The following is a 25792-nucleotide window of genomic DNA, read 5'->3' as shown; positions in this document are numbered from 1 at the left end:
CAACGTTGATAGGCAAGATGTGGAAGTGGTGTGAGCCATTAAGCTAACTTGTACTAATTACCCGTGAGGCTTAACCATACAACGCCAAACGCGTTTTATGCGACAGTTTAGACAGAAGTTAATATGACTAAAGTAGACATTACTTAGAAAGACTTAAAAAATATTATCAGATATTTTCCAAATTCAGTTAATGCGTAGCGATACGAATTAACGCCCAAATTTGCTTGGTGACAATAGCGTTTTGGACCCACCTGATTCCATGCCGAACTCAGTAGTGAAACGAAACAGCGCCGATGATAGTGTAGCATTTGCTATGTGAAAGTAGGACATTACCAGGCTTCAAATTAAAGAAACCCGTTACAGCAATGTGACGGGTTTTTTGCTTTCTTGGATTTAGTAAATAGCCAAGAGCCCATCCCGAACTCAGTAGTGAAACCAAACAGCTCGAAGGCGAGCCCCGGCCAACGATAGTGTAGCATTTGCTATGTGAAAGTAGGACATTACCAGGCTTCAAATTGTAGAGAGCCCGACTAGAAATAGTCGGGCTTTTTTACGTCTGCAGAAAAGTGAAATACGCGCAATTAATACACACTCATATCGCGACACTAAGATAGTGTAGCATTTGCTATGTGACTTTCTACCGCTGTGGGCACTACGACATCATCAGGCTTCAAATTGTAAAAAGTAAAATGTGGTGAATTACTCACATATCGCATTATAATTTAGCTAATTTACATCCTACCAAGCACTTATGTTAAGCACTCAATCTTGGTGAACGAGATAAATTAAGAATCAGTTTGATCCCCTACTTAGTTGAAAAGTATCTATATAAATATAGTTAAGCTCTATCTCGATAATACTGAATGGGATTGAGGTAAAAACAGTGTTACCTAGGTACTTAATACTCTTATAGAGCACATATATTGTGCCAACATGTAATTCATTGACTATAATCATTAATCCTAGGTCGCGGTAAAGAGCGCTACTTAAAATAATTAAATAATTGATTATCCGAACTGGTGAATTATTTCCTTGTTAGCATAATTAATCTTCATTGTACTTTGCATAATTCAACAAAGGATTTAATTTTCTCTGATGCGATATAAAATATCTTGGTGCTTACTTTTTACCACTATGCTTACTCATTTTTCAGCTTTTTCTAATGAGTTAGAATTTTCTGGTTATGCTCGAGTTATTGGTGGTTACTTAGACGAAAAAAATGTCGAGTTTAAGGGATATGAAGACAGTCTTAAATTTTCTCCATCTAGTTTAATTGGATTCCAAGGCGAGTATCAGTTTGATGATAAGTGGTCTGCAACAGCTCAATTTTTGTTAAGAAGCAATAACACAACAGCTTCCGATAACTCAGAAAGTTACGCACACCTTTTTTTACCATGAGTGACTTTTCGGATGTTGGTTTTGCGTACCCATGGATCAATCCACCTCAACAAGTTTATGATACTTATTTATTTAAAACGTTTAATGGCATAGATGCTGTTTATAAATTTGGTGCAGAAAACTTTGATTTGAGCTTTGAAGGTTACTATGGTGAAGAGTCGGGTGATATAGGGATTGGCGCCTTAAGAACGGGCTTTGAAGTTGATAATCTTTTAGGGTTCATTGGTAAGATTAATATTGAAAACTTAGAATTTAGAGTTTCCCGTTATAATGGGAATATCAAGCTTGATATTGATGAGATAAGACAGCTAGAAAATGTGCTTAATAGCCTTAATTTTACAAAAAGCGCCAGCTCGGTAAAAACAAAAGGTAGAGCACATGCAAATCAATTTGGCGTAATTTACGACAATTTAGATTATTTTTTTAGAGGTGAATGGGTCCGCATTAAAACTGATTTGGGGATAGTGCCTATAATTCAAAGCTATTATTTAACTGCCGGTGTTAATCATGCTCCTTTTACATACCACTTAACATTTGCAGATAGCGACGTAGAAACTCGTTCTGCTGAAAATGAAATTCCGTTAGGTATTAATAGCGACTTAGATCAACTTGCATATGGGTACAATCGTATTTTTGATGAATCTACGCCTGATTCAATTAAGAGTTGGACGGTTGGTGTACGCTGGGATGTGCTGCCAAACCTTGCCTTAAAAGCTGAGTTTTCAACCCTAGAAGGTGACGATGTAAAAGACTCGTTTTTCGTTACTCCTGATGACTCTGATTTTGATAAAAAAACTAATCTTTATCTTATTGGTTTGGATTGGGTGTTTTAATGATATTTTTTAAACCTATTAATAACATTAAAAAAATAATGATGCTCTTTGTAGTCGCTAGTAGCCTATTTGGTTTTAGCATTTCAGTTTATGCAGAAAATACAAACCCCTCGAACGTCATTATTGTAGTAAATACCACAGATAAAAACTTATCTTTTAGTAAGCAACAAATTCGCCATATTTATATGGGCGGAGCTATGAGCAGACAATTTAAAGCAGTTAACCTATTTGTCGGCAACCCGCTTAGAATAAATTTTAACACTAGGATGGTAGGTCTTACTGAGTCTAGAATACAAGCTTATTGGGCCCAAATGCGATTCACGGGGCGCAGCAAGCCCCCTGTTGAATTTGAGTCTACAGAAGAGGTTATAGAGTACTTACTAACCGTTGAAGACTCAGTAGCTTACCTTCCAGCAGGAATTACTATACCTAAAGAGCTCACCATAATTGCACTAAATTAAAAGTAAGCCGTTTGCTTAGTAAAAAATCAATTGCACTGAGTTATTTTGAAGTTATTGTTAGTTCTTTAAATAATATTTTCGCTCGTTCAATTGCGTGTGGTAGTTGTGCAATGCACACTGGTTTTGCAAAGTAATAGCCCTGCATTTCATCACTACCATTTGATACTAGGTAGTTAGCTTGGTCGGTTGTTTCAATTCCTTCGCTACATATTTTTAAACCAAGGCGTTGGCCTAAATCGAGTATTGCTTGTAATACTGCAGTGTCTTTTGCTGAGCTTGCATATTGATTTACAAACATTCGATCTATTTTTAATGTATCAATTTCAATTTTAGTAAGGTAACTCAATGAAGAGTAACCTGTGCCAAAGTCATCTAATGCAATTGAGCCTCCCATAACTTTAACTTGATTAAAAAATTGATTCGCGTTTTCAAAATTTTCTAAATAGCTTGATTCTGTTATTTCAAACTGAATATTTGAAATATCGACGCTATGTTCAAGTAGTTTACTTTTTACAGTATGAATGAAGTTATGATCTTTTAAGTCATGGCTTGAAAGATTCATGGAGACGAGTACATTATTCCCCATAAGTTGTTTTAGCATTTGCATATCTTTAAATACTTGTGTGATCACCCATTGAGTAATCGCTTTTATTTTACCTGCTTGTTCCGCTATAGGTATAAACTCACTAGGAGAAACAAAGCCTAGCTCTTTGCTTTGCCATCTTATTAAGGCTTCTAAGCCTTGAGCTTCGCCTGTATTCGACATTTTAAGCTGATAAAATAACTCAAATTCATTTTGCGCTATTGCGTGAGATATTAAGTTAGCGACTTGCGCTTTTCGTTTGTTATCTTCAAGCATTTTATAGTGGAATATTGTATATGCGCCTTTGCCTTTTTCTTTTGATGTGTACATTGCAATATCGGCATTACTGATAAATGTATTTATATCAAATTCAGCTTCTTTGGCACTTGCAATACCAATACTAATACCCGCTGGTACGTCCCACTCATTTATAGTGAATGGCTCTTTCATACCCTCAATGATACTTTCGGCAATATCTATAACAATAGATTGCTCAGTGATATTAGGTAGCATAATTAAAAACTCATCACCGCCTAAGCGTGCAATTATGTCGTTACTACGCAGATAACTTTTCACTTTTTTAGCCACAGCTTGTAAAAGCATATCTCCGGTTTCATGGCCTAGGGTGTCGTTAACGCCTTTAAAACTATCAACATCAAAGAACATAATCGCAACGTCTTGATCGTTACTTTTACTACTAGCCAGCTCGAGTTTGAGTAGGTCCATAAAAAACATGCGATTAGGTAAACCTGTTAATATATCGTAGTTGGCGAGGTGCTCCATTGAATGCGTTTGTACTAAAAGTTGTGCGGTATGTTTATGATTGGTTTGAACTTGGGAGTCAATTGTTTGTAGTAATGCATTAATGTCGTTACCAAGTTGAGATACTTCATCATGACCAGTGACTTGGTATTGAAGCTTATAATTTGTTGATTTTTCAACTTTCTGTGTGAACTTCGAGAGCGCTAAAAGTGGGCTTAATAAACGCTGATATATCCAAAATGAAATAATAATGGTGAGTGCAATAATTAAAACAACAAATGGAGCTGCACTATAAAAAAGGCTAATTTTACTTTCATTCAGTGGCTTTTTAAAGTCTTGCACAATGAGCAAATATCCAATAGGAAACTGCTCCTCCCCAATTGCCTTTAAGGCCACTAGTCCTTCATTGGTTATTGTAACCGCATAAGGTAAATTTTTTGGTTGAATACTTATAAGTTCAGGCTTAAAGCTCTCAAGCTCTAAATAGTTAGGGTGGACATACGATTGGATTAATTGCCAGTCAGCGTCAAATACATTAACAAACTTAATGTGTTCATATCGATCAAAACCGAGCAATTCGGTGGTTATAGAGAACAAATCAACTTGCTCAGACATAACACGTAATAAGCTATCGGAAATATTTGAAGACATTGCATCTAAGTTTTGTTTAACAGATTGGCGATATAAATCTTCGTGTTCATTAATTGCGAGGAAAAAAACTAAATTTGCGCTAAATATAATTAAAACCGTTGTTATTATAATAAATTTATATCGAATACTATGAAGCATCAAATCTAACCCTTAACCATCATTTAATTATGTTTTAGTTATTATTGTGTAATCAGGCAATCCATAATTACAAAAAAGTTACTTACTACGCCCTTTGTAGCACTAAAAGCTTAACATTGAGAATGCTTTTAAATTCATATACTAAATATAGCTGTTTATTTAATTTTGTACTGACTTACTTTGTTGCAATTTCATTCTTGGTTTAATAAGTGACCTGTGTAAAACTACCTAAGTTAATTTAGTAAATCAGGTGACATGAATGTCGAATATTAAAGCTTGGAAACTTATAAGCCTGTTTTGTTTGTTCGCAGTGCTTATGGGTTGTCAATCTAAAGAAGAGCAGCTGCAACAAACAATTCAAGAGTCTATTAAAAAAGCAGATACAGAGCTGTCACAGCTTGGTACTGCGCTTGATAATGGGAATGTGCGCAATGCTGTATTACTTAAAGAATATGGCGAGCTCCTTAAAAAACAACAGCCAGAGCTTACAAAAGTTGTTGATGTAATTACCCTTGATGCAACGCGCCAAGGTGCACTTTATAGTGGTTTAACACAGCGACTTAAAGATATTAAAGGAACTTACTTAATTCCTCCTTACGAAGATACGTTGCATAGCATTGATTTGTTGCGTGATGCGTCTAAACCTACGCTATTTTCTGATGCGTTAACCGATCCTATTAATATGCTAGCTGATATGTCCAAAGGCACTTTAGCGCGTGTAGGCGCAATTAGTAAGCAAGCTGAAGGTGAGGGTGTTGGTAACCAAATGGTAGGTAACCCTAACTATGGTAACTGGCAAACAAATAGTAATGGTATTAGCTTTTGGCAATGGTACGGCATGTACCGTATTTTAGGCGATGTATTTGACCGTGTTGAATATGGAAGTTGGAGCAAACGCCGAAAGTATAGTTATTACAATGACTATGGCCGTTCGCGTTATTCAAGCCCTAAACAAATTAAAACCCAAAGCGCGCTAGAAACACGCACGCGCCAAACATACCAACGCCAAGGTAAGCAGTTTACAAGCCCTTATGCGAGTAAAAAAACAGGTGCATCCGGTTTAAGCCGTAGTAGTTATACGCCACCAAAAAGCCGCAGTAGTTATTCTCGTTCGAGCAGTTATAGCAATAGCTCAGGATCGGTGCGTGATAGCGGTAGCAGAACCTCTCGTGGCGTGAGCCGTGGTAAGTAAAAGAATAAAGTTGGAGTTAGAATAATATGTATGAATTTAATGGAATAACTATGTGGTCGCTACAAGCATTGGCGATTGATTTTGCAATTATTGTTTTATTATTTGTAAGCCTTAAATATATAAAAGGTTGGGTTTCAAACTTACACGCAAATGATGAAATAACAGAGCGTGATAACTTTGCTTTTGGTATTAGCTTTGCCGCTGGTTTAGTGGCACTGGCGATTGTATTAACAGGTGTAAGTAGTGGTGCTTTTGCTGCAACATTGCAACAAGAAGCACTGCAAATGTTAGCTTACGGCGCATTAGCAATTGTACTTATTAAGTTGGGTCACTTTTTTCAAGATAAAGTAGCGCTTCGTAAAGTAAGCCTGCACGACGAAATAGTTAAAGGTAACGTTACAGCTTCAATAATTGATTTTGGTCATGTTGTTAGCGTTGCAATAGTTATTCGCTCAGCACTTTTATGGGTGGCTACTGATGGCTGGCATGGTCTTCCAATTGTAATTGCTGCCTTTATTATAGGTAGTGTTGTATTACTACTTGTTAGCCAGTACCGAGTGCAGTTATTTAAGCGTACAAACAAAAGTGGCGACTGCCTACAACAAGCAATTGTTGATGGTAACTTAGCTGTGGGTATTCGTTACGCTGGATTTTTAATAGGTAGTGCATTAGCTATTACAGCTGCAACGGGTGTTGCGCCATACGCTGCTGATAACATTAATGCGAGTTTACTATACTGGGCTATTAGCGCTGTTGTGAGCCTTGTCGCATTTATTATTTTGCACTTAGTGACAATTAAAATAATTTTATCTGGTTGCGATATTTCCGATGAAGTTAATCGTCAAAAAAATGTAGGTGTAGCAGCTATTTCTGCAGCAGTATCATTTGCTGTAGGTATCACTATGGCAACCTTACTAGGCGCATAATCAGTGTCATCAACCAACACTCCCCCAAGTAAGTCTCGCTTACTTGGGCACGATATATTACTAATTACTGTTATGGCCGTGCTTGCTGGGTGCGGCCTTATTTATGAATACTTACTGTCTCATTATGCGGGCCGTGTACTTGGCTCAGTAGAAAGCGCTATTTACGCCATGATCGGTACTATGATTGTAGCAATGGGCTTAGGCGCTTTTTTAGCGCGTTGGTTTAAAGATGCATTTACCGCTTTTGCTTGGCTAGAAAGCATTATTGCTTTGGTTGGCATGGGCTGCATTTTAGCTATAGCGGGTGTAATAGCTGTAAGTTATTCTCTTCCTCATTTATTTTCGAGCGTTTTTAATTTACCCCCAGATGTTGTACTTAATGGTTACGTATTTCAAAAGCTACAAGAGTGGTCACGTTTTCTACCTTATGTTTTTGGTTTAATACTGGGCTTATTTATTGGTATGGAAATACCGCTTATAGCGCGCATTCGTCAGCACGTTTATGGCCGTTTTTTAGAAAACAACGCAGGGACTATTTATGGTGCCGACTATATCGGTGCTGGTATTGGTGCCGCCATTTGGGTAAGTATCATGCTCTCAATGCCTATAATGCAAGCTGCGGCGTGGACGGCGTTATTTAATATCATCGCAGGACTCGCTTTTTTATGGCGTTACCATGCCCATGTACGCTTTGCTAAGGCACTTTTAGTTTGCCATATAGTACTGCTGGCATTGTTTGGCTTTATTTTAGTATTTGGCAGTAGCTGGATGAACAATCTAAGTAATGTTTTATACAAAGATAAAGTAATTTATTCGCAAGCAACCAAATACCAGCACGTAGTTTTAACCGAAAGGTTAAGCAAAAACCAACCTCAGCCAATCACCGATTTATATTTAAATGGGCGTTTGCAGTTCTCAAGTATTGATGAACAAATATATCATTCAATGCTGGTTTACCCTGCAATGCTTGCCTCTAACAGACACGACCGTGTATTAATAATTGGTGGTGGTGACGGGTTAGCGCTTAGAGATGTTTTAAAATGGCCTGTGAGTGAAGTAACGCTAATAGATTTAGACGCGCAGCTTCTCAATTTATTTGGTCATAAAGACGGTGACTTTACCCCGCCAGAGCACATCAATAAGCGATTACTACAGCTAAACAATAAATCGATGCAAGACTCGCGAGCCAACATAATTGTGGGTGATGCATTTTTAGAAGTAGAAAAGCTACTTGATCAATCTAAGCAGTTCGACACTATCTTAATTGATTTACCGGACCCAAATCACCCTGATCTAAATAAAATGTACAGTGACTACTTTTATAATCACGTACGTCAGTTATTAGCACCCGATGGCGCAATGGCGGTTCAATCAACTTCACCTTACCACGCTAAAAAAGCGTTTTTAAGCATTGCTAAAACAGTCAAAGCCGCAGGGTTTGAGTATGTTGAGCAGTATCAGCAAAACATACCTTCGTTTGGGCAGTGGGGCTGGACTATAGCCACTAAAATGGGTCAGTCGGCCAGTGGCCGTATTAATGATGCGACGGCTATGCCTGTGCCATCAAGGTGGATTAGTAAAGAATATTTATTGGCAAGCTTTGTATTTCCTAACCACTACTTTGAACAAGTTAAAAGTATTGAGGTCAATAGGTTAGGATCTGGTCAGCTGTATGATTACTACCGAACTGCATGGCAAATAGAAAGCGAATTGTATAAAAACTAACAAAACATGGTTGACATAATATGTCTACCATGAGAATCTTAACTCAGACATAATATGTCAAACGACAAAAGGCAGAGACATGGAATTAAATGAACTTTCAATAAAATTAGCTTCTTTTGAAACTGAAGGCGCTAACTTTGAGTCTTTCTTGATTGCCAACCCAGGCGAGCAAGATGTTTTACAAGTCATTGTTGATGGAAATGATGAACTTCCAATTTTTGTTACACAAACGCAAGAGCAGTTGTTATGTATTAGCTACTTGTTTGACGAAGATGAAGTTAAGAGTGAATTACGCAACGAGTTAAACGAAACATTACTACGTTTAAACGTGCCAATTCCACTGAGTGCATTTGCTAAAATCGATAACAAATACGCGATTTTTGGTGCACTGTCGGTAAATTCATCATTAGATGACGTTACCCACGAACTAGTGACTTTAGCCGATAACGCTATCGATGCACTAGAAGCCGTGACCTTGTATTTAAACGATTAATAGCCAGTTAGTGGAGTTAAGATTATGAGTATTTTAAAAAAATTATTTACAGCAGTACGTGGCGGCGCTCGTGAAGCAGGCGAAGCAATTGTAGACAAAAATGGCATCCGTATTTTTGAGCAAGAAATTGCAGACGCGCAAAATGCACTTCACCGCGCAAAAAAAAGCCTTACAGAAGTAATGGCTAAAGAAATGCAGACTAAGCGTAAAATTAGCGCTGTAGATGCATCAATCGCTGAACATGAAGCGTATGCAGGCCAAGCTCTTGAAAAGGGCAACGAAGCGTTAGCATTAGAAATTGCAGAAAAAATTGGTGACTTTGAAGCAGAAAAAGCCGAAAACGAGCAAGTATTATCTGGTTTTAGTAACCATATTGTTGCGCTTAAGCAGCAAGTTAAAGATGCTGAAAAATCAATTAAAGAGAATCAGCGCCAGCTTACAATGGTTAAAACCACTGAAAGCGTACAGCAAGCAACAATGGCTGTTAACAGCACGCTTAATACAAACAGCTCGTCTATGACATCGGCTCGTCAATCGCTTGAACGCATTAAACAGCGTCAACAAGATCGTAGCGACCAGCTAGGTGCTGCAAAGCAACTTGAGTCAGACGTAAATGGCGATGACTTAAAAGCAAAAATGGCTGAAGCAGGCATTGGCGACACAAGTCCAAAAAGTGCTGATATTTTAGCTCGCATCAAAGCGAAGCAAAATAGCTAACCATTACGTTTATACTTTAAAAAGGTAACCGAGTTTTGCTCAGTTACCTTTTTTGCTTAGAAGGCAGCCTTCCTATGTTTAATTTTTTCAAATCTAAAAAAGAGCCAGAGCGTCAGCTTAATCATCCGAGCGAGCTAAAAAAAGGCGACATGTTTAGCGTTATCGACTCATTTGCTTATCCGGCATGGTTAAAAGGTGAAACGCTACGTGTTACTGATATTCAGACTTACCAATATCAGCACAGCAGCGATACTGAATTTGTACTTGAGACAAATAGCGGCCAAGTTGTATTTTTACAAATTGAGCAAGATGACGGCGAAGAGTGGGCTAACTTTTCTATTAAAATTCAGCGCAACGAAGTTGAAGAGATATTTGGCCTTGATGAGTTTGCGCGTATTTTTGATGAAGAGTCGTTAACCCACATTACAGTGCAAAATACACCAGAGCGCTTTATGCAGTTTTTAGCTAAAAGTTATCAACAAAGCGAGTCGCCTTATGTGTGTTATTTCCATAATAAAGATTACCGCAACCAAACATTGCCTCGCTATGAGCAAGAAGGTGGTGAACCATGCGAAATGATTTGTTTAGCATCAGATAATGAAGGCTTTGGTTTAAATATCGAAATTTGGGATGGCGGCGAAACCGAAGTATCGCTAACGCTCATGCGTCCAATGTCTGATATTGTAGACTTGTTTCCCGGAGATGCTAAGTGAGTGATGCTAAAGACAAGTGGTTGCGTCAGGAACAAGCTGTACGTGCCACACAAATGGCATTTGATCTAAGCAGTGAAGTTCAAAAGCTGATAAAAAAGCAAGCTATTGACCAAGAGTTAACGCCGTCAGATATGATCCGTAAAATACTTGGCTTAGATGTAAAGTCTAAAAAAACGCGTCAACGTTTATCGTTTAATTTAAATGATGATGAGATTGCGCAACTAGCCAGTCGCTTTGATGTCCCAAGTGATGATAAGCGAGCCGTAAAACAACAAGTAGCTGACTTACTAATTGCTCACACTAAAAAAACTAAGTAGTTGCACTAGATTATTATGAATATTACTCTAATTGCTTATCTACTTATTTTTGCGTTGTTTGGTACTGCGGCGAGTTATTTTGTACGCTTTATTTATGCATATTGGGTGCTTAAAACAATGCCCATGAAGTACATTATAAAAGCGGGTATTTGCGTAGTGCTGGTTGTTGTAATTTCAGCGTTAATTCCGTATTTAGGTTAACGCTGAAATTAGCTTATACGCGACCGTTTTTATTTTATATCAAACGACTGGCATTGGTGATTAATACACAGCGATTGCACTTCAAGTACTGGTGAACAATCGGTTAAGCCTTGTGCTTTATTTTGTATTTTTTCTTGTTTTGTTATTTGTTGAGCAAGCTGTTCTGCTTCTTCTTGAGATGTGTTCAGCGTTGAATAAACAGCATACTTACTCGGTCCGCCGCATGCGCGGGCGCCCACTTCAAGTACTTTGCACTGAAAGCTTGCAGTGCAGCTGTTATTACTCACCATGTTATTCAGATCATAGTTTAAGTCAGATAAGTTTTTACTTTGCTCATTTGACGTCACAGTACTAGCACAACCACTTAGTAGTAAAATGCTGCTAGCAATGCTTAAAATTGATAGTTTAATTGCCGATGGTAAACAACTCATAACGTTATCCTTAAAATGCACTTACCGCTGAACCTTCAAGTTTAACACATTTATTTTCAACACACTGCGTGCTTGGCGTTGTTAAATGCTGACAAATGCTCATCATCCCTTTTTGTGAATTATAACTACTTTCAAGCTTAGTAATTTTGTCGCTAAGGGCTGCTACTTGTTTTTCAGACGCTGATTTTGTTGAATACACAACAAAGCTACTTGGCCCGCCACACGCGCGACTGCCTACTGCACTTATTCTGCATTGAGTGCTGGTATCACATTGCTTATCTGTAATTAGCGTATTTAATTCGGCTTTAGCTGTTTTTATATCGTCTATTGAAACGTTTTTTAAATCAGCTTTTGGTATTTTTTCAGCAACTACGTTCTTTTTAGTATTTTCTTGTAATTGAGTGTTTTCTTTTAGCTTTTGTAGCTCTTGCTTTGGTGCTTCAGCTTCTGAGGTTATTGTTACTTGCTGCGTTTCAGTTGGCGTTTTATCTAAGCATGCAGTTAAACAAAGTGGTAAAAGTATGGCTAACAATGGGGTACGCATAACAAACCTTGATAGTGATGAAATATTCATCACTATCATACACGGTGCATTTTTTACGGCAATAAAAACTATATTATCAAGTAATTAAAGCCGTGAAAAATATCGTTTATTAAAGTCCACCCTGCGTTAGTTTGGTGGGATTAAGTAGCTTTTCGAGTTCACTGCGTGGTAAATCGGTTTCTTGTTCGGCTACATCAATAATAGGGCGGGCTTCCTTATAAGCCTGCTTTGCTATTTTTGCTGCTTTTTCATAACCGATCACCGGATTGAGCGCAGTCACTAAAATTGGATTTTTAGCGAGTGCTTTATCTATATTAGGCTTATTTACTTTAAAGCTGGCAATGGCTTTATCGCCCAATGCTTGTGCGCTATTGGCAAGTAATTCTATGCTTTGCAAAATATTATACGCAATGACTGGCAGCATAACGTTTAGCTCAAAATTACCCGCTTGGCCTGCTACTGTAATGGTCGCGTCGTTACCGATTACTTGTGCGCTTACCATGGCTGCGGCTTCTGGTATTACCGGATTTACCTTGCCAGGCATAATAGACGAGCCCGGTTGAAGTGCTTCTAGCTCTATTTCGCCTAAGCCCGCAAGTGGTCCTGAGTTCATCCAGCGTAGGTCGTTCGCTATTTTCATTTGTGCTACAGCGAGTACTTTTAATTGCCCCGAAAGCGCTACTATGGCGTCTTGTGAGCCGATGTTATAAAAAAAGTTACTACTAGGCGTAAATCTAATGCCTACATTGGCACTCAGGTTTTCTGCAAATTTGGCTGCAAACTTAGGGTCTGCATTTATTCCTGTTCCAACAGCTGTACCGCCTTGTGCCAGTTCGCATACACGCTCTAAGCTATGTCTAATTCCTGCTGCGGCATGGTTAACTTGTGACTGCCATGCACTTAGTGTTTGATCAAATGTAACAGGCATTGCATCCATTAAATGCGTACGGCCCGTTTTAACTATATGGCCTACTTCAGCTTTTTTCTTTTCTAGGCTTTGCGATAAGTTTTCAAGCGAAGGAAGTAATTCATACACTACATTTATTGCGCTACTGAGTGCGATAGCAGTAGGGACTACATCGTTAGAACTTTGCCCCATGTTTACATCATCATTAGGGTGAATGCTTTCACTGCCTAATCGGCTAGCAAGCGTTGCAATAACTTCGTTGGCATTCATATTTGAGCTTGTGCCCGAACCGGTTTGAAAAATATCAACGGGGAAATGCTCAACATGCTCGCCATCAATAATACTTTGACAAGCTTGCTCAATAGCATTTGCTTTGTCTTTACTTAAATGGCCAAGCTCGCAGTTACTTTGCGCAGCAGCTTGTTTTATATAAGCCAGTGCAGTGATAAATTGCTTTGGCATAGATAAGCCACTAATGGCAAAGTTATTAACTGCTCGTTGTGTTTGCGCCTGATAGAGCGCATCAGTAGGTACTTGTAGCTCGCCCATGCTGTCTGATTCTGTTCTAAAGTTGCTCATAAGTGTGCTCCTTAAAAAGGGTTGAATTCGTGACTAAGAATACGAGCTTCACGCTCAAGTATTAAAAATTGTGCAGTATTGTTATGCACTTTATAAAACCGTTTTAGTGCTAATAAAGGTTTGTATAACTGCTCTAAACATTGTTTACGAATAGCATTATGTATAAGAGGGTCGCACATTTTGTTCATAATTTCATGGTGTGTGCGTCGAAGGTAAAACTCTTGAAGCAAGGGATTACGTTGTTGCTCAAATTTTTTGGCGACGTTAAGGGCGGTTTCTATGTAATCGGCAACGAGCATGGGTGCATGTAGGCCTGGTCTTAAGCAATGGCAAGAGAGTTCTTGATGGTAACGATGCTGGGCATAATTTGAAGACATAAAAAAACCGACTCAAGTTAACGATAATGGTTATCATTACATTTAATCGGTTTCAGTGTAAACAGTTATTATAAAAATTATTTGCGATACTAATTTGAGTTTTAATTGTAGCCAAGAATAAATATCTGATCTGTTTCATGTTTGGTCATCGCCTGTTGATTGTGTTTAGGGTGCGAAAGTAAATCGATTACTGTAGCTCTCATATCAACGGCGTAACTATGATCGTCGGTGGTTTTTTCGGTTATAGCAATGGCCGCGTCTACAGCGGTATAAGGGGGTATATGCATAATTTTATCCTTTGAAATTTAATATAAGTTAAACCCTTTAGTGGGTTAACAATATAAAAGCATATTACGTACCAACCATAATGAGCCAGCTCAACCATATGATAGTTATAGTATTTAAAAATTACCTTTTTTTCATCACGACAAAATAAGCTAAATTTGCTTTACTGTTGTGCATTAATCTACAATTTTGGTGCACAGTAATGACAAAGCCATTTTCACAAGCCTGTGAAAACAATAAAACCCCTATTTTAGAGCAATTAAAGGACGTATTAAAAAATACTAAAACAGTCCTCGAAGTCGGATCAGGAACCGGCCAACATAGTGTGTTTTTTGCAGAGCAATTACCGCATTTACAATGGCATACAAGTGATCGCGCTATAAACCACGAAGGGATTAATTTATGGCACCGCGAAGCTAATTTAACTAATTTACATGCACCACTTGAGCTTGATTTAAATAATGAATGGCCTGTAGATAAGGTTGACGCTATTTATACTGCAAACACATTTCATATTGTAAGTTGGCAATTAGTTGAACGTTTTTTTGACGGTGTTAAACGTCACTTAAATAGCGACGGTATGTTGTGTATTTACGGACCATTTAAGTACCAAGGTGAATTTACCAGCCCAAGTAATGATGACTTTAGTGCCTTTTTAACAGAGCGCGATCCGTTAAGTGGAATAAGAGATTTTGAAGCAGTTGAACAACTAGCTAAGCAAGCAGGGCTTACGCTTATTAGCGATACTGCCATGCCTGCAAATAATCAGTTACTCGTTTTTAAACGGCAGTAATGAGCTACATTGCTCTTTATATATATCAATATGGCCGCGTTCACGCTTTAAGTAGTCGCTTATTGCATTACTGAAATCGCCATCAACAATATGGTGAGCAGAGTAGGTAAGTACGGGTTCAAATCCGCGTGCTATTTTGTGCTCACCTTGTGCTCCCGAATGAAAGCAGCTGAGTTTATGCTTTATTGCAAACTCAATACCTTGGTAATAGCACAGCTCAAAGTGAAGCGAATCTACTTCTTCACTTGCTCCCCAGTAGCGCCCATAAAGTGTATTCTCACCTACTAAACTAAGTGTTGCAGCAATCACGTTGTCGTCTTTTTTGGCCAGCATAATAACGAGGTTATTAGCCATTAATGCATGTAAAAGCGTAAAAAACTCCATATTTAAATAGCCCAAATGACCAGATCGCTTTAAGTAGGTACGCTGATAAAACTCACAAAACAATTGCATTATCTCGGGCGTAATTTGCGTTCCTTGCAGCCATTCAATATCAATATTTTGTTGCGCTATTTTAGCTCGCTCTTTTTTAAGTGACTTACGTTTTCGTGAGTTAAGTATTTGCAAAAAATCGTCAAAGGTTTCAAAACCTTTATTAAACCACTGAAATTGCACACCCACTCTTAGCATGGCATGTTGCTCAGTTAATGATGTTGCTTGGGCTTGGTCGCAAAAATTAACATGCCACCCCGACCACCTTTGCTCAGCACTGTGTATATTAAGTTGCTCTGTAATGTACTGATACACCGCATTTGGGTTAGCGTGCTCGATAGCAATACGCTTGCCTTCAATAGGGCTAAAGGGAATGCCAGATAGCCACTTGGGATAATATTCTAAACCGTGTTTTTCGTATGCCTCAGCCCATGCCCAGTCAAATACGTACTCGCCGTATGAATGACTTTTTAAATACCCAGGTGCAAGCGCAATGAGCGTATCATCTTCAAAAATAGCGAGGTGATGGGGCTGCCAACCGCTTTTTTGTGTTACGCATTGGCTTTGCTCAAGGGCATATAAAAAAGCATGTTGAGTAAATGGTTCATCACCAAATAAACGTTGCCACTGCGCCTGATCAATCTCATTAATACTGCTAAACCATTGGTGCGAAAACGTTCCCATGACTACTTACCTTGTAGTTGTTCTAAGCTGTTCTACGTTTTTAATAAACGTACTAATTTGCTTTTTAAGCTCGGTAAAATGAGGATTATAAGTTAAGCGTTGTAAAGCCGGATAGTGTTTTAAGTTGGCGCTTGTACGCTCTCCTAGTTGTGGATTTTTTGTTGTTTTACATGTTTTATACAGGGACTCGTCGTTAATAAAGCTGCCACAATTACGATAGGTTGCGTTAATTCCATAATGTGGATTTTGCGGTGAGTTAACAATAGCAATATGCGACATACCATGAATTTTTTTACACTGAGGCGATGTGCATTGCGGGTTATTTACTGTGTAGTCACTAGCAAAGTCTAGCGGTAAAATATCAGTGCTTCCATAAAGTACTAAAGTATCGAGCGGCTTATATTTTACTGAATTATCTTTGTGTAACGCACTTAATAATTTTAGCGTGGCACGCGTATCTATCGTGGTATCAATATCGCTAAGTACACTAAAAATAGGTAATTTAAGTGCAGAGCGTTTGTTTAAGCTACTTACGCTTGCAAGTGACATTGCATCGTACGACGCGGCAGCTGCATTTAAAGGAAATGATTCATACTTAGCAAAGTCTACATCGGCGTCTTTATCTATCCAATTAACAAAGGGTATGGCATCAATCCACTTTGCTATCCAGCCGTACTTATTATGTGGCTCGGAGCCTGGCGAATAAAGCATAAGCGCTTTAATTTTGGGTGAAACAGTGTGCTTGGTTGCGTAATCAATAAGTAACGCTGCACCGGTAGAGTAACCTGCGAGTATCACCTCATCAAAGTCTTGCACCGAGCGTTTAATACCGTATTTTATTGCCTGTTGCCATTGGCTAACCTCTACATTGAGTAATGCACTTGCGGCGCTACCATGTCCTGGTAATAAAATAGTACGCACAGTATAGCCTTGTTGATAATACACTTGTGCTAAATCGTGATACGTAAAGGGTGAGTCAGTTAGCCCGTGAATTAGTAGTGCAACTTTATTGCTGTTTGGATGCGTAAGCTCAAAAGGGGCAATAATATCTGCAATAGTAGGGTCAGGTTTTCGCGTACCTTGTGTTACTAATTGCTGGTACGTTTGTGTAATAACAGGGCATGGCATATCTGCACGTGGATTGGTTTTATTTATATGTTTATATGCAAAATCTAAGTAATCGTTAAATGGTAAAAGTGCGTGGTAATTAAAGCGCTGGTGGTTGTGCTCTTTTTCAAAGCGTAATAAGCCTTGTTGCTTACTTTTTGTTATAAATTTAAAGTCGCTCGCCTGCGAGATACAGTTTTGAGCGACAGCAATATGCGAAAAAACACTTAAAACAAAACCAAAAGCGACTCTTAAAACTATTCTTAAAATTAAACCACTATTGTTCATTAACTTCTGCATATTGGACAAGACACTCGGTTAGCTTAATGAGTTCAAGCGGTTTTGCAAGGTGCTGGTTAAATCCAACGGCTTGTGCATGTGCTTTATCCTCTGGCATAACGTCGGCAGTTAAAGCAATAATCGGGAGCTCTTGTTCAGTTTTAAACTGGCGGATCAGTGCCGTTGCTCTATAGCCATCCATTACAGGCATTTGGCAATCCATAAGCACTAAGTCAAAATGCTGCTTTTTAACTATATCAACGGCCAGTTCGCCATTTTCTACTATATACGGCACAATTCCTAACGAGCCAAGCATCGCTTTAATAACCATTTGATTTACTGGGTTATCCTCTGCGACCAAAATATCTAGCGAAGTAATATTAGTATTATCAAATGTAATAACATGTTCTTTTTTAGGTTCTGTTGTTTCTAATCGCATTGAAAATGTAAAAGTAGAGCCTTTATTTATTTCACTTTTAAGTGTTATATCAGCCCCCATTAATTGGCTTAACTCTTTCGCTATGGTTAAGCCAAGGCCTGTACCACCAAACTGCCTTGAGGTAGAACTATCCGCTTGGGTAAATGCGTTAAATAATTTTTTATGTTGGCTTGGTTTTATACCTATGCCGGTATCACTAACGGTTATAACTAGCTGTACTTTATTGGCGGCGGTAAACTCTGTTTCTATGTTTAAAGTAACGCTGCCTTGGCTTGTAAATTTAATCGCGTTGCTACATAAATTAAGTAATATTTGCTCAATTCGCATAGGATCACCAATAAACCAGGTATCAACAGGTAGCTTTGAATTAACTTGCCATTTAATACCTTTGTTAACTGCGCTTTGCTCAAACATGTTGTTTATACGTGTTATTAAAGCACCTAAGTCGAATGCAATAGATTCAATAACTAACTTTTGGGATTCTATTTTTGATATATCAAGAATGTCATTAATTAAGTTTAATAAGCTTTTAGATGCTGAGTTTATTTTATCTAAATAGCCAATGAGTGTATTTGCATTGTCTTTTTCTCTAGCAAGTGAAGAAAAACCAATAACGGCGTTTAATGGTGTTCGTATTTCGTGGCTCATATTCGCTAAAAATTGGCTTTTAGCCTGATTAGCTAAATCGGACTGCTTCTTTGCTTGTGCGAGTGAGTGAGTACGCTCTGCAACTTGACGTGTAAGTGCGATTTGTTGCTGATTAAACAGCAGTAAAACCATTAAAATTAAAGAACATACGGCAACTTGAAGTATGAGTAATAATAAAGTTAGTTGACTATTATGTTGTGTTAAAAAGCTTTCTTTAAGGGCTAGTTTTACAATCCATTTTTGCCCTGCAAAGTCCACATCAAACGACATTAAGCGGCTGCCTTTAGCTTGCTGAACATTTTGAGAGTAATTACTATAAAACGGCGGAGTGTTTGTATCTTCGTATATACCAATCGAAAACATATCAGACTGTTCTTTAGAAATTGCCTGCTCAATAATACTACGCACTAAAAATACACCAGTGGCATAGCCTTTAATTGTTTTTTCATCACTATGCTGGGAGTACACAGGGGCAAATAATAAATAGGCTGGTTTAGGTTGTTTGGTTTGCACTAACTGAATTATTTTAGTTCCTACTGGCATGTACTTTATAGCGGGGTTAAGCAGAGAGCTTTTTCGATCAGGGTTTGAAAATACATTAAAGCCAATAGCTTTTTGATTACCATTAAAAGGAGCTATGTATTTTACTATCACAAGGGGATCGCTACTTTCAAGAGGTTCGCCAACTACATCAATATCTAAATGATAAATGTTTGATATTTCTTGGGCAAAGACGTCGCGTTGATCTTGAGGTATTTTTGCGTTCCACGATAAGGCGTTAATAAATGCGTGCTGAGTTAGTAACTGGCTAGCATAAGAATAAAAATCTTGCTGGCTTAGCATGGGAGATGACTGTACCTGACTTGCTAGGCTCTGCACTGCAATAATACTACGATTTGTATATCTATAAAGGCTGTTTTCTATAACATGGACTTCACGTTCAGCAATTTTAATAGTGTTTATACGATTTTCTTGATCGTATAACTGCGTTGTTACCGCGACTGATAAAAATAAAATAGAGCATACTGCAATTGTTGGAAACGCCGATATATTATGTTGATTAGACTTTTGTGGTAATAAAGAAAGTAAAAGCGGAGTCGCAATTAATACTCCTAATGTATCACCAAGCCACCAGTAAGTAACATTCTTCCAATGATTATCAACACTGTAAACCGAGTTGAATTGGCTTAAGGCAAATACGCCAAAGTTAGCCGAAATTAAGCTGACCAATATTGCTATGACAAGGATAAAGTAAATTATATTTTTACGCTTTTTAAAGCGTAGTGGGTGGCCAAGCCAAAATTTTAGTAAAGCAGCGCCCACCATTGCCTGTATAACCACACCAAAGGCGATATACATAGCCTCGTTAAATGAGTTACCGACCAGGACTAGCTCATGAGCTGAACTATCAAAAATATTTAAATTAAATGCAATTGCAGCTACAAATAAAGGCGGGATAAAGCGCCACCACCAAATATAACAACCGACCAAAGCTATACCAGCAGGTAACCAAATTGGAATTATTTGCGAATTAAAAGCAAGTTTAGTGAGTGCTATACCCACTAAAAAATATGCTAAAGCAAACATGATGTAAAAAATAATAGAATGATTTTTAGAGTTAAAATTTTTCACATAAGGTCCAAGCAATTATTATTATCGTTTTGAAATATCAGTATAGCTAACAGTAAGTTATTTGGGTTATTTTTATAATGGTAACTGTTTTTTGCTAAATGATTGTTTAAGCACAACTGTTGATTCTATATTTGCGATACAACTTAAGCCACCTAGTTGATGTTTTACAAATGTTTCGTAGCTCTCAAGATCATGTGCAATTATTTTTAATAAATAATCATAGCTCCCTGATATTACACAACACTCTAATACATGTGGTAATTTTTCTACATGTTGCTCAAATTGCTCTGCAGCACTTACCGAGTTTTGGCTTAATCGCACAAACGCATATACCAACACATTAAGGTTAAGTGCTTTAGGGTTTATGGCGGCGTGGTAGCCGGTAATAATGTTTTCTTGCTCTAACTTTTTTATACGTCTTAGGCAAGGTGTATCCGATAGGTTAATACTACTGGCCAAGTCTGAAACCGACATACGAGCTTGGCTTTGCAGTGCAATGAGTAATTGCTGATCTTTTTTATCTAACATAGTTGTCGGCTTTTATTAATTATTTTTATATTTGTAGTGATTATTGCTAAGTATTGCAGTTTTTACTAATTTTTTTGGCGTTTTACCCTCATTGAACTCTGTTAGCATTTAACTATAAAAATAATAGAGCACAACAATGAACACACATACCGCTATTTTCGATCACTGGATACGAACTGAGTTTGTCACTTTAAATAGTGAATTAGAGCAGCTTTATTGGCAGCAAACCGATAAAGCAAATGTAGAAGGGGTAGGCGAGGCCTTAAAGCAACAATTAGAAAAAGAAGGCAACGTATTAATTAGCAATTTATTAGCCGAGGGAAACACAGATCAAGGCTTTGATAGCGCTTTTGACTTACTCGGTAACGTAGGATTATTTATGGCAGCGTGTAGGCGCCATGAAATTACTGAGCCAAGCAGAGAAACCACTTCACCGCTAATAGAAGCCTCAGCGCTTGCTATGCATATAGGCGCATCCATTGGCGTAACCCCTCGTTTTGCTACCGCCCACTTAACTACTCATAACAAAGCACTTAACGGTATTTATAAACGATTTACCAATTTACCTGATGAAAAGCTGTTTCTTGATTATAACACTCAAGGCATTTTGGCCTACAAACGGGCAAGTGATGCATTATTAAAAATATTGCCGTTAGGTATTTCACATCCCTTGTGTGGTGAGTTATTAAAAGTAGCTAAACAAGCGCTTATAGATGTAATTGAGTCAAACAATGCACTTTATTCTGAGCTCGATACAGATCGCTTTTTTAACTGCGTTCGCCCTTATTATAAACCGTACCGTGTAGGTAAAGAGGTTTACAGAGGGGCAAATGCTGGTGACTTTGCAGGTATTAACGTGATTGATATGCTGTTAGGGCTGTGTAGTGCAAACGAGCCTAGTTACTCGCAAATGCTGGTGGATAAGTTTTTATATATGATGCCAGAGGATCAACAAATCCTGCGAGAAGCCATGCGTATGCAAAGCTTTATGGATGACTTTTTACAAGCAGAGCCATATAAAAATACAGATTGGTTTAAAAGCCACGCAACGTTATTTATTCAAGTGTGTAAATTACATGGCGACACCGCAGTCGGTCATCATAATCAATTGGTTGAAAAATTTATTGCTCAGCCTTCAAAAAATATGCAACAGCAGCATATGAGCAAGGTAACAGCAAGTGGTCCGCCGCTTCATGTATTACTTGATTCGCTCGAAAAATTAAGAGATAGGCGAGCCAGTGCCAAACGCGACGATATAAAAACACGTTTTGACGATCTAAATACACTTAAAGAATGGGTTAAATAGCATGCTTAAAAATGATTTTTGTATGGCTGATGGCTGTTATTTACTAAACCACTCGGTAGGGCGTCCTCTTAAAAATACGCAGCAATATTTAGCACAGCACTACTTTTTACCGTGGGAGAGCTCAAATAAAGAACCTTGGCAACAATGGCTGCCCGCAGTTGAGCAATTTACTACCGCGCTTGGTAAGTTATTTAATGCGCCTAGTTCGCAGTTTTGTCCTCAGGTTAATTTATCAAGTGGCTTAACAAAATTGCTTATGTCGCATCCACGGCTACAGCAAAAAAATTCTAAAGTGCTTATGGCGCAAAGTGATTTTCCGAGTATGGGTTTTGCAATGCAAAAAGCGTTGCCAAAGTGCGCGCAAATCATATTTATACCTGAGCACGAAAACCTAACTGATATTAGTGTTTGGCAGCGTTATATAACCGCCGACATCGATTTAGTTTTTATAAGTCATGTATATTCAAATACAGGTGTACAGGCGCCTGTGTACGATATTGTAGCTATAAGTAAATTTACCAATAGTTTATCAATAGTTGATGTTGCTCAGTCAGCGGGTGTTATACCGCTTGATTTAAGCGTGCTCGATGCGGACTTTATGATTGGCTCGAGCGTTAAATGGTTATGTGGTGGCCCAGGTGCAGCTTATTTATGGGTTAACAAAAATCAAATAGAGTATTGTGAGCCTAAAGATGTGGGTTGGTTTTCGCATCAAAATCCATTTGAGTTCGATATTAACCACTTTGAATATAACGCCAGTGCGCTCAAGTTTTGGGGTGGCACCCCTTCTGTAGCGCCTTATATTATTGCCGCAAATAGTATTACCTACTTTGCAGAGCTAACAGCTCACAAGGTAAGGGTGCATAACTTAGCGATGCTTACGCTTATTCATGAGCAACTAAGCGAATATGTTGTATCACCTATGAGTGGTGATAAATGCAGCGGGACTGTTATTTTGTTTTTTAACAAGCAGCAAGACCATGTACTTACAGAGCTTAATAAAGCGAAAGTCAGTGTAGATGCTCGCAAATTTGGAATACGAGTATCGCCACATATTTATAATACTCAAGAAGACGTTGCGCAATTTATTTCTATAGTAAAACGAGCGCTTAAGGGTTTTGGCTAAGCTGCTGCTTTCTTTGCTTTAATGACTCTATTTTTTGCTGCGTTTGACTAATTGATGCGTCGTAGGCTTGTTTTAATGAATTTGTTTTAGTTGCGATAGCATCAGCAATAGACGAAGCGCCTAAACGATTGGCCTTATCTTGGGTCATATAATCTATTTGTTGTTTTTTAGCTGCGTATTCTTTTTGGCTTTGTTCAATAGATAGCTCAAGGCGCTTTATTTCCCGCTCTATTTGCTGAACCTCTAAGTAGTCATCAACAGAGGTATCGGTAATACCTTTACCGGGCGTAGAGCTTTTATATGCTTCAATTACATTTATATCTTTTAGAGTAATAACTTGTGCATCTTTAGCGCAAGGCGTTTGGCTAAAAGTAGGAACGCCCTTAATTACACACTTATACACTGTTGTACTTTGTGCCAAGGTAAAAAATGGTGCTGCCGCGCAAAATGATAGCAATATGAACCGGATCATAGCTAAACCTAAAAGTGGCTAAAGTTGTGTTAATAATGCCCTAAGTTATTACTAGGCACAATTTGTTTAGTTTTTATATATTTTGGGCACAAAAAACCACAATTAAGTGGTTTAAATTAAGTATGGTCCAGAGGGAGGGATAGACTTGCTTACATCCATGTAATCAATCGCTGCGCGACGCTTGCAGCGGCCTAAAATGTTCCAGACATTTTGTCGAACCCTGTCGAGGGTTCTCACCCTCCCAATTTAGTATCAGTGTTAAATTTTGGGCACAAAAAAACCACAATTAAGTGGTTTAAATTAAGTATGGTGGAGAGGGAGGGATTCGAACCCTCGATAGAGCTACAAACTCTATACTCCCTTAGCAGGGGAGCTCCTTCGGCCACTCGGACACCTCTCCAACGCATAACCGTTTGTATTGATGGAAGTAAAGAAAGCCACCAATTAAAATATGGTGGAGAGATAGGGATTTGAACCCTAGATGGGCTATAAACCCATGCCGGTTTTCAAGACCGGTGCATTCGACCACTCTGCCATCTCTCCGTGACGCAGAATAATACTTAGGTGATACCGCTGTGTAAATAGCAAAATGACTGTTTGCCTAAAAAATATACGTAAATGAGGTTTTTTTTGTAAATAAGGGGAAATTAAGGCAATTTTTAATAAAATAAATAGGTTGCAGCAAACAATGGGAGCTAAATAAGTGACTTCATTTAGTGGTTGAGTGTTCGCTGCACCGAAAAATAATCATGGTTGGGTGATTATTTATATTGAGCTGCACCGCTAAGTGCTAGTCTTTTACCAATCGTGTTAAGTTTAGCTAACATTCTTGCTTTACGGTTAGTTGGTTTAACGGCTACTTGCGCTACTGCTGTTTGATTTAATGTATTAATTGGTTTCATTATTTTGCTCCGGTCGTATCTGTTGAAATCGCGTGCATTTTGCACGTTGTTTGATTAAAAATACAACGATAAAAATTGAGCCTGAGGGATTAGTTAAACTAATCTGAATTGATTTTATTAATATGCGATTCAGTAAGTTGCATTACTGTTTTTGCATAGCTATTTATATGACGGTTGGTTTTAACCCCTTTGATGTTGGGGTTTTTGGTTTTTTAATTTATTTTTATGCATTTTATACAATGTTTTTTGATTATTTATTCAGATTAAAAAAATTTAATTAAACGTTTGTTATCTCACTCTAAAATACATTGCTGGAAACAAAAGCTTGTCACTACTTATAATTATTAAACCAAGTATCAAAAAACAGAGCCAAAAATCATTGGCATGGCTTAAAAATATCTGTAAAAAACGCAGCTTTTCTTATTGTATATTTACTACAACGGGAAGCTTTGACGATGACTGCGCTCAAATAAGGTTGTTACTGAGTAAATTTCCCAAAGTAGTTGCACTAGGTGGCGATGGTACATTGAACTTGGCGGTTAATGCACTAATAGGGAGCAGCTGTTCGTTAGCATTATTACCTTGCGGTACAGGTAACGATTTCTCCAGAGGGTTTAATTGCAAAGAAGATGATTGGCGAAAGGCATTATTTAATACACCGACAGCCATTGATATAGGAAAAATTAATAGCCGCTATTTTATTAATATTGCAGGGGTAGGATTTGATGCTCATGTGATTAAAACTATTAATGATAAAGCTAATTTTTCATCTTTTGATTACAGTTGGACGAGCATTAAAGAGCTATTTTATTATCAAGCTCAGCAGTTACAAGGTACGTTTAATGACGATGCTCGGCAGTATCAAAATTTAATTACTGTATTTGCTAATCATAAGTACTTTGGTGGCGGGCTAAAAATAGCGCCAAAAGCAGATTTAATTGATGGTCAGCTTGAGTGTTATCAAATGCGATCGGGTGGGCTTTTTTATAATGCAATAAGCTTTATTAAGTTATTTTTTAAGCGTCATGAGTATATAAAAAACCTTACCTATAGTCGCTTAAATACAGCTTCCATAAATACTGAAGGGCTATTGATTGAAGCAGATGGTGAGCTGATAGGTAAAACTCCTGCAGTTGTTAGTGTGCATGGACAGGCCTTACTTTTTCATATGCCAATAAAAAAGCGCCTACAGTAAAGTAGGCGCTTTTGCG

Annotated in this window: 27 protein-coding genes, 2 tRNA genes and 1 rRNA gene; 16 read left to right on the top strand and 14 right to left on the bottom strand. The window is 38.0% G+C overall.

Annotated features, from left to right (window positions below; all coding sequences use genetic code 11):
* The first annotated feature begins 223 nt into the window (after positions 1 to 223).
* The 4 genes from rrf to H5126_RS15340 all read left to right on the top strand — a co-directional run bounded on the left by rrf (position 224) and on the right by H5126_RS15340 (position 2692).
* Positions 224 to 338, top strand: a 5S ribosomal RNA gene (gene rrf / locus H5126_RS15350).
* 757 nt (positions 339 to 1095) lie between these two features.
* Complete coding sequence (locus H5126_RS21540) at positions 1096 to 1398, top strand: hypothetical protein (RefSeq protein WP_259413838.1); 303 nt, start codon at positions 1096 to 1098, stop codon at positions 1396 to 1398.
* On the top strand, positions 1395 to 2231 hold the full coding sequence (locus H5126_RS15345; RefSeq protein WP_259413836.1) for a hypothetical protein: 837 nt from the start codon (positions 1395 to 1397) through the stop codon (positions 2229 to 2231). The genes H5126_RS21540 and H5126_RS15345 overlap by 4 nt, the downstream gene beginning before the upstream one ends.
* Positions 2231 to 2692 carry a hypothetical protein gene (locus tag H5126_RS15340; protein WP_024597417.1) on the top strand — a complete coding sequence of 154 codons (462 nt, stop codon included), beginning with the start codon at positions 2231 to 2233 and terminating at the stop codon, positions 2690 to 2692. Before H5126_RS15345 ends, H5126_RS15340 begins: the two co-directional genes overlap by 1 nt.
* A gap of 40 nt (positions 2693 to 2732) precedes the next feature.
* Here the strand turns inward: H5126_RS15340 and H5126_RS15335 are convergent, their stop codons facing one another.
* A complete protein-coding gene (locus H5126_RS15335) occupies positions 2733 to 4826 on the bottom strand; it encodes an EAL domain-containing protein (RefSeq protein WP_182721215.1) in 2094 nt (697 codons plus the stop codon).
* A gap of 259 nt (positions 4827 to 5085) precedes the next feature.
* Between H5126_RS15335 and H5126_RS15330 the strand changes: the two genes are divergently transcribed.
* The 8 genes from H5126_RS15330 (at position 5086) to H5126_RS15295 (ending at position 11110) form a co-directional block, all read left to right on the top strand.
* The gene (locus tag H5126_RS15330; RefSeq protein WP_182672490.1) at positions 5086 to 6018 is read left to right on the top strand and encodes a CHAD domain-containing protein; all 933 of its coding nucleotides are present in this window, start codon (positions 5086 to 5088) and stop codon (positions 6016 to 6018) included.
* Between the two features lie 26 nt (positions 6019 to 6044).
* Positions 6045 to 6944: a DUF350 domain-containing protein gene (locus H5126_RS15325; RefSeq protein WP_024597420.1), complete on the top strand. Its 900-nt coding sequence runs from the start codon at positions 6045 to 6047 to the stop codon at positions 6942 to 6944.
* A gap of 3 nt (positions 6945 to 6947) precedes the next feature.
* The gene (locus H5126_RS15320) at positions 6948 to 8669 is read left to right on the top strand and encodes a polyamine aminopropyltransferase (protein WP_182721214.1); all 1722 of its coding nucleotides are present in this window, start codon (positions 6948 to 6950) and stop codon (positions 8667 to 8669) included.
* Between the two features lie 79 nt (positions 8670 to 8748).
* Positions 8749 to 9162 carry a YjfI family protein gene (locus H5126_RS15315; protein WP_004335098.1) on the top strand — a complete coding sequence of 138 codons (414 nt, stop codon included), beginning with the start codon at positions 8749 to 8751 and terminating at the stop codon, positions 9160 to 9162.
* Between the two features lie 24 nt (positions 9163 to 9186).
* Positions 9187 to 9879: a PspA/IM30 family protein gene (locus H5126_RS15310; RefSeq protein WP_004335088.1), complete on the top strand. Its 693-nt coding sequence runs from the start codon at positions 9187 to 9189 to the stop codon at positions 9877 to 9879.
* Positions 9880 to 9953: 74 nt separating this feature from the next.
* Positions 9954 to 10592: a DUF4178 domain-containing protein gene (locus H5126_RS15305; protein ID WP_024597422.1), complete on the top strand. Its 639-nt coding sequence runs from the start codon at positions 9954 to 9956 to the stop codon at positions 10590 to 10592.
* A complete protein-coding gene (locus H5126_RS15300) occupies positions 10589 to 10909 on the top strand; it encodes a hypothetical protein (RefSeq protein ID WP_024597423.1) in 321 nt (106 codons plus the stop codon). Before H5126_RS15305 ends, H5126_RS15300 begins: the two co-directional genes overlap by 4 nt.
* 15 nt (positions 10910 to 10924) lie before the next feature.
* Positions 10925 to 11110 carry a hypothetical protein gene (locus H5126_RS15295; RefSeq protein ID WP_024597424.1) on the top strand — a complete coding sequence of 62 codons (186 nt, stop codon included), beginning with the start codon at positions 10925 to 10927 and terminating at the stop codon, positions 11108 to 11110.
* A gap of 29 nt (positions 11111 to 11139) precedes the next feature.
* Here the strand turns inward: H5126_RS15295 and H5126_RS15290 are convergent, their stop codons facing one another.
* From H5126_RS15290 to H5126_RS15270, 5 genes are all read right to left on the bottom strand, one after another.
* Complete coding sequence (locus tag H5126_RS15290) at positions 11140 to 11541, bottom strand: hypothetical protein (protein ID WP_024597425.1); 402 nt, start codon at positions 11539 to 11541, stop codon at positions 11140 to 11142.
* A 10-nt stretch (positions 11542 to 11551) separates the two neighbouring features.
* On the bottom strand, positions 11552 to 12085 hold the full coding sequence (locus tag H5126_RS15285; RefSeq protein WP_182696302.1) for a hypothetical protein: 534 nt from the start codon (positions 12083 to 12085) through the stop codon (positions 11552 to 11554).
* A 109-nt stretch (positions 12086 to 12194) separates the two neighbouring features.
* Positions 12195 to 13571 (bottom strand): aspartate ammonia-lyase, encoded by a 1377-nt coding sequence (locus H5126_RS15280; protein WP_154903812.1) that lies wholly within the window; start codon positions 13569 to 13571, stop codon positions 12195 to 12197.
* 11 nt (positions 13572 to 13582) lie between these two features.
* Complete coding sequence (locus tag H5126_RS15275; protein ID WP_231609258.1) at positions 13583 to 13948, bottom strand: hypothetical protein; 366 nt, start codon at positions 13946 to 13948, stop codon at positions 13583 to 13585.
* Between the two features lie 101 nt (positions 13949 to 14049).
* Positions 14050 to 14235, bottom strand: coding sequence for a hypothetical protein (locus tag H5126_RS15270; protein WP_010554833.1), 186 nt, complete (start codon positions 14233 to 14235; stop codon positions 14050 to 14052).
* A 200-nt stretch (positions 14236 to 14435) separates the two neighbouring features.
* Here H5126_RS15270 and H5126_RS15265 point away from each other — a divergent pair, with 200 nt between their 5' ends.
* Positions 14436 to 15026, top strand: a complete 591-nt coding sequence (locus H5126_RS15265) for a DUF938 domain-containing protein (RefSeq protein ID WP_039488722.1) — start codon at positions 14436 to 14438, stop codon at positions 15024 to 15026.
* Here H5126_RS15265 and H5126_RS15260 read toward each other — a convergent pair.
* From H5126_RS15260 to H5126_RS15245, 4 genes are all read right to left on the bottom strand, one after another.
* Positions 15003 to 16142 (bottom strand): GNAT family N-acetyltransferase, encoded by a 1140-nt coding sequence (locus tag H5126_RS15260; RefSeq protein ID WP_138489881.1) that lies wholly within the window; start codon positions 16140 to 16142, stop codon positions 15003 to 15005. The genes H5126_RS15265 and H5126_RS15260 overlap by 24 nt on opposite strands.
* Before the next feature lie 6 nt (positions 16143 to 16148).
* Entirely contained in the window at positions 16149 to 17537 is a 1389-nt protein-coding gene (locus H5126_RS15255) for a carboxylesterase (protein ID WP_182721213.1), read from the bottom strand.
* A complete protein-coding gene (locus H5126_RS15250) occupies positions 17527 to 20247 on the bottom strand; it encodes an ATP-binding protein (protein WP_182721212.1) in 2721 nt (906 codons plus the stop codon). Before H5126_RS15250 ends, H5126_RS15255 begins: the two co-directional genes overlap by 11 nt.
* 72 nt (positions 20248 to 20319) lie before the next feature.
* Positions 20320 to 20775, bottom strand: coding sequence for an Lrp/AsnC family transcriptional regulator (locus tag H5126_RS15245; protein ID WP_039488718.1), 456 nt, complete (start codon positions 20773 to 20775; stop codon positions 20320 to 20322).
* A 136-nt stretch (positions 20776 to 20911) separates the two neighbouring features.
* Between H5126_RS15245 and H5126_RS15240 the strand changes: the two genes are divergently transcribed.
* Both H5126_RS15240 and H5126_RS15235 read left to right on the top strand, forming a co-directional pair.
* Complete coding sequence (locus H5126_RS15240) at positions 20912 to 22081, top strand: monodechloroaminopyrrolnitrin synthase PrnB family protein (RefSeq protein WP_182693476.1); 1170 nt, start codon at positions 20912 to 20914, stop codon at positions 22079 to 22081.
* 1 nt (position 22082) lies between these two features.
* Positions 22083 to 23207 (top strand): aminotransferase class V-fold PLP-dependent enzyme, encoded by a 1125-nt coding sequence (locus H5126_RS15235; RefSeq protein ID WP_182721211.1) that lies wholly within the window; start codon positions 22083 to 22085, stop codon positions 23205 to 23207.
* On the opposite strand, the gene H5126_RS15230 is transcribed toward H5126_RS15235, so the two are convergent.
* The 4 genes from H5126_RS15230 to H5126_RS15215 form a co-directional block, all read right to left on the bottom strand.
* Positions 23191 to 23679, bottom strand: coding sequence for an RNA-binding protein (locus H5126_RS15230; RefSeq protein ID WP_024597153.1), 489 nt, complete (start codon positions 23677 to 23679; stop codon positions 23191 to 23193). The genes H5126_RS15235 and H5126_RS15230 overlap by 17 nt on opposite strands.
* A 307-nt stretch (positions 23680 to 23986) precedes the next feature.
* Positions 23987 to 24079 (bottom strand) — tRNA-Ser (locus tag H5126_RS15225).
* Between the two features lie 52 nt (positions 24080 to 24131).
* A tRNA-Ser gene (locus H5126_RS15220) sits at positions 24132 to 24222 on the bottom strand.
* A 218-nt stretch (positions 24223 to 24440) separates the two neighbouring features.
* Positions 24441 to 24581, bottom strand: coding sequence for a hypothetical protein (locus tag H5126_RS15215; protein WP_164487637.1), 141 nt, complete (start codon positions 24579 to 24581; stop codon positions 24441 to 24443).
* A 325-nt stretch (positions 24582 to 24906) separates the two neighbouring features.
* Between H5126_RS15215 and H5126_RS15210 the strand changes: the two genes are divergently transcribed.
* Positions 24907 to 25776, top strand: a complete 870-nt coding sequence (locus tag H5126_RS15210; protein WP_182721210.1) for a diacylglycerol kinase family protein — start codon at positions 24907 to 24909, stop codon at positions 25774 to 25776.
* Positions 25777 to 25792: the final 16 nt, after the last annotated feature.

Origin of the sequence: Pseudoalteromonas sp. SG45-3, from assembly GCF_014164075.1 — a bacterium.
Lineage (GTDB): Bacteria > Pseudomonadota > Gammaproteobacteria > Enterobacterales > Alteromonadaceae > Pseudoalteromonas > Pseudoalteromonas distincta.
Note: the sequence above shows the minus strand (reverse complement) of the source record. Positions and strands in the feature narration are given on the sequence as shown.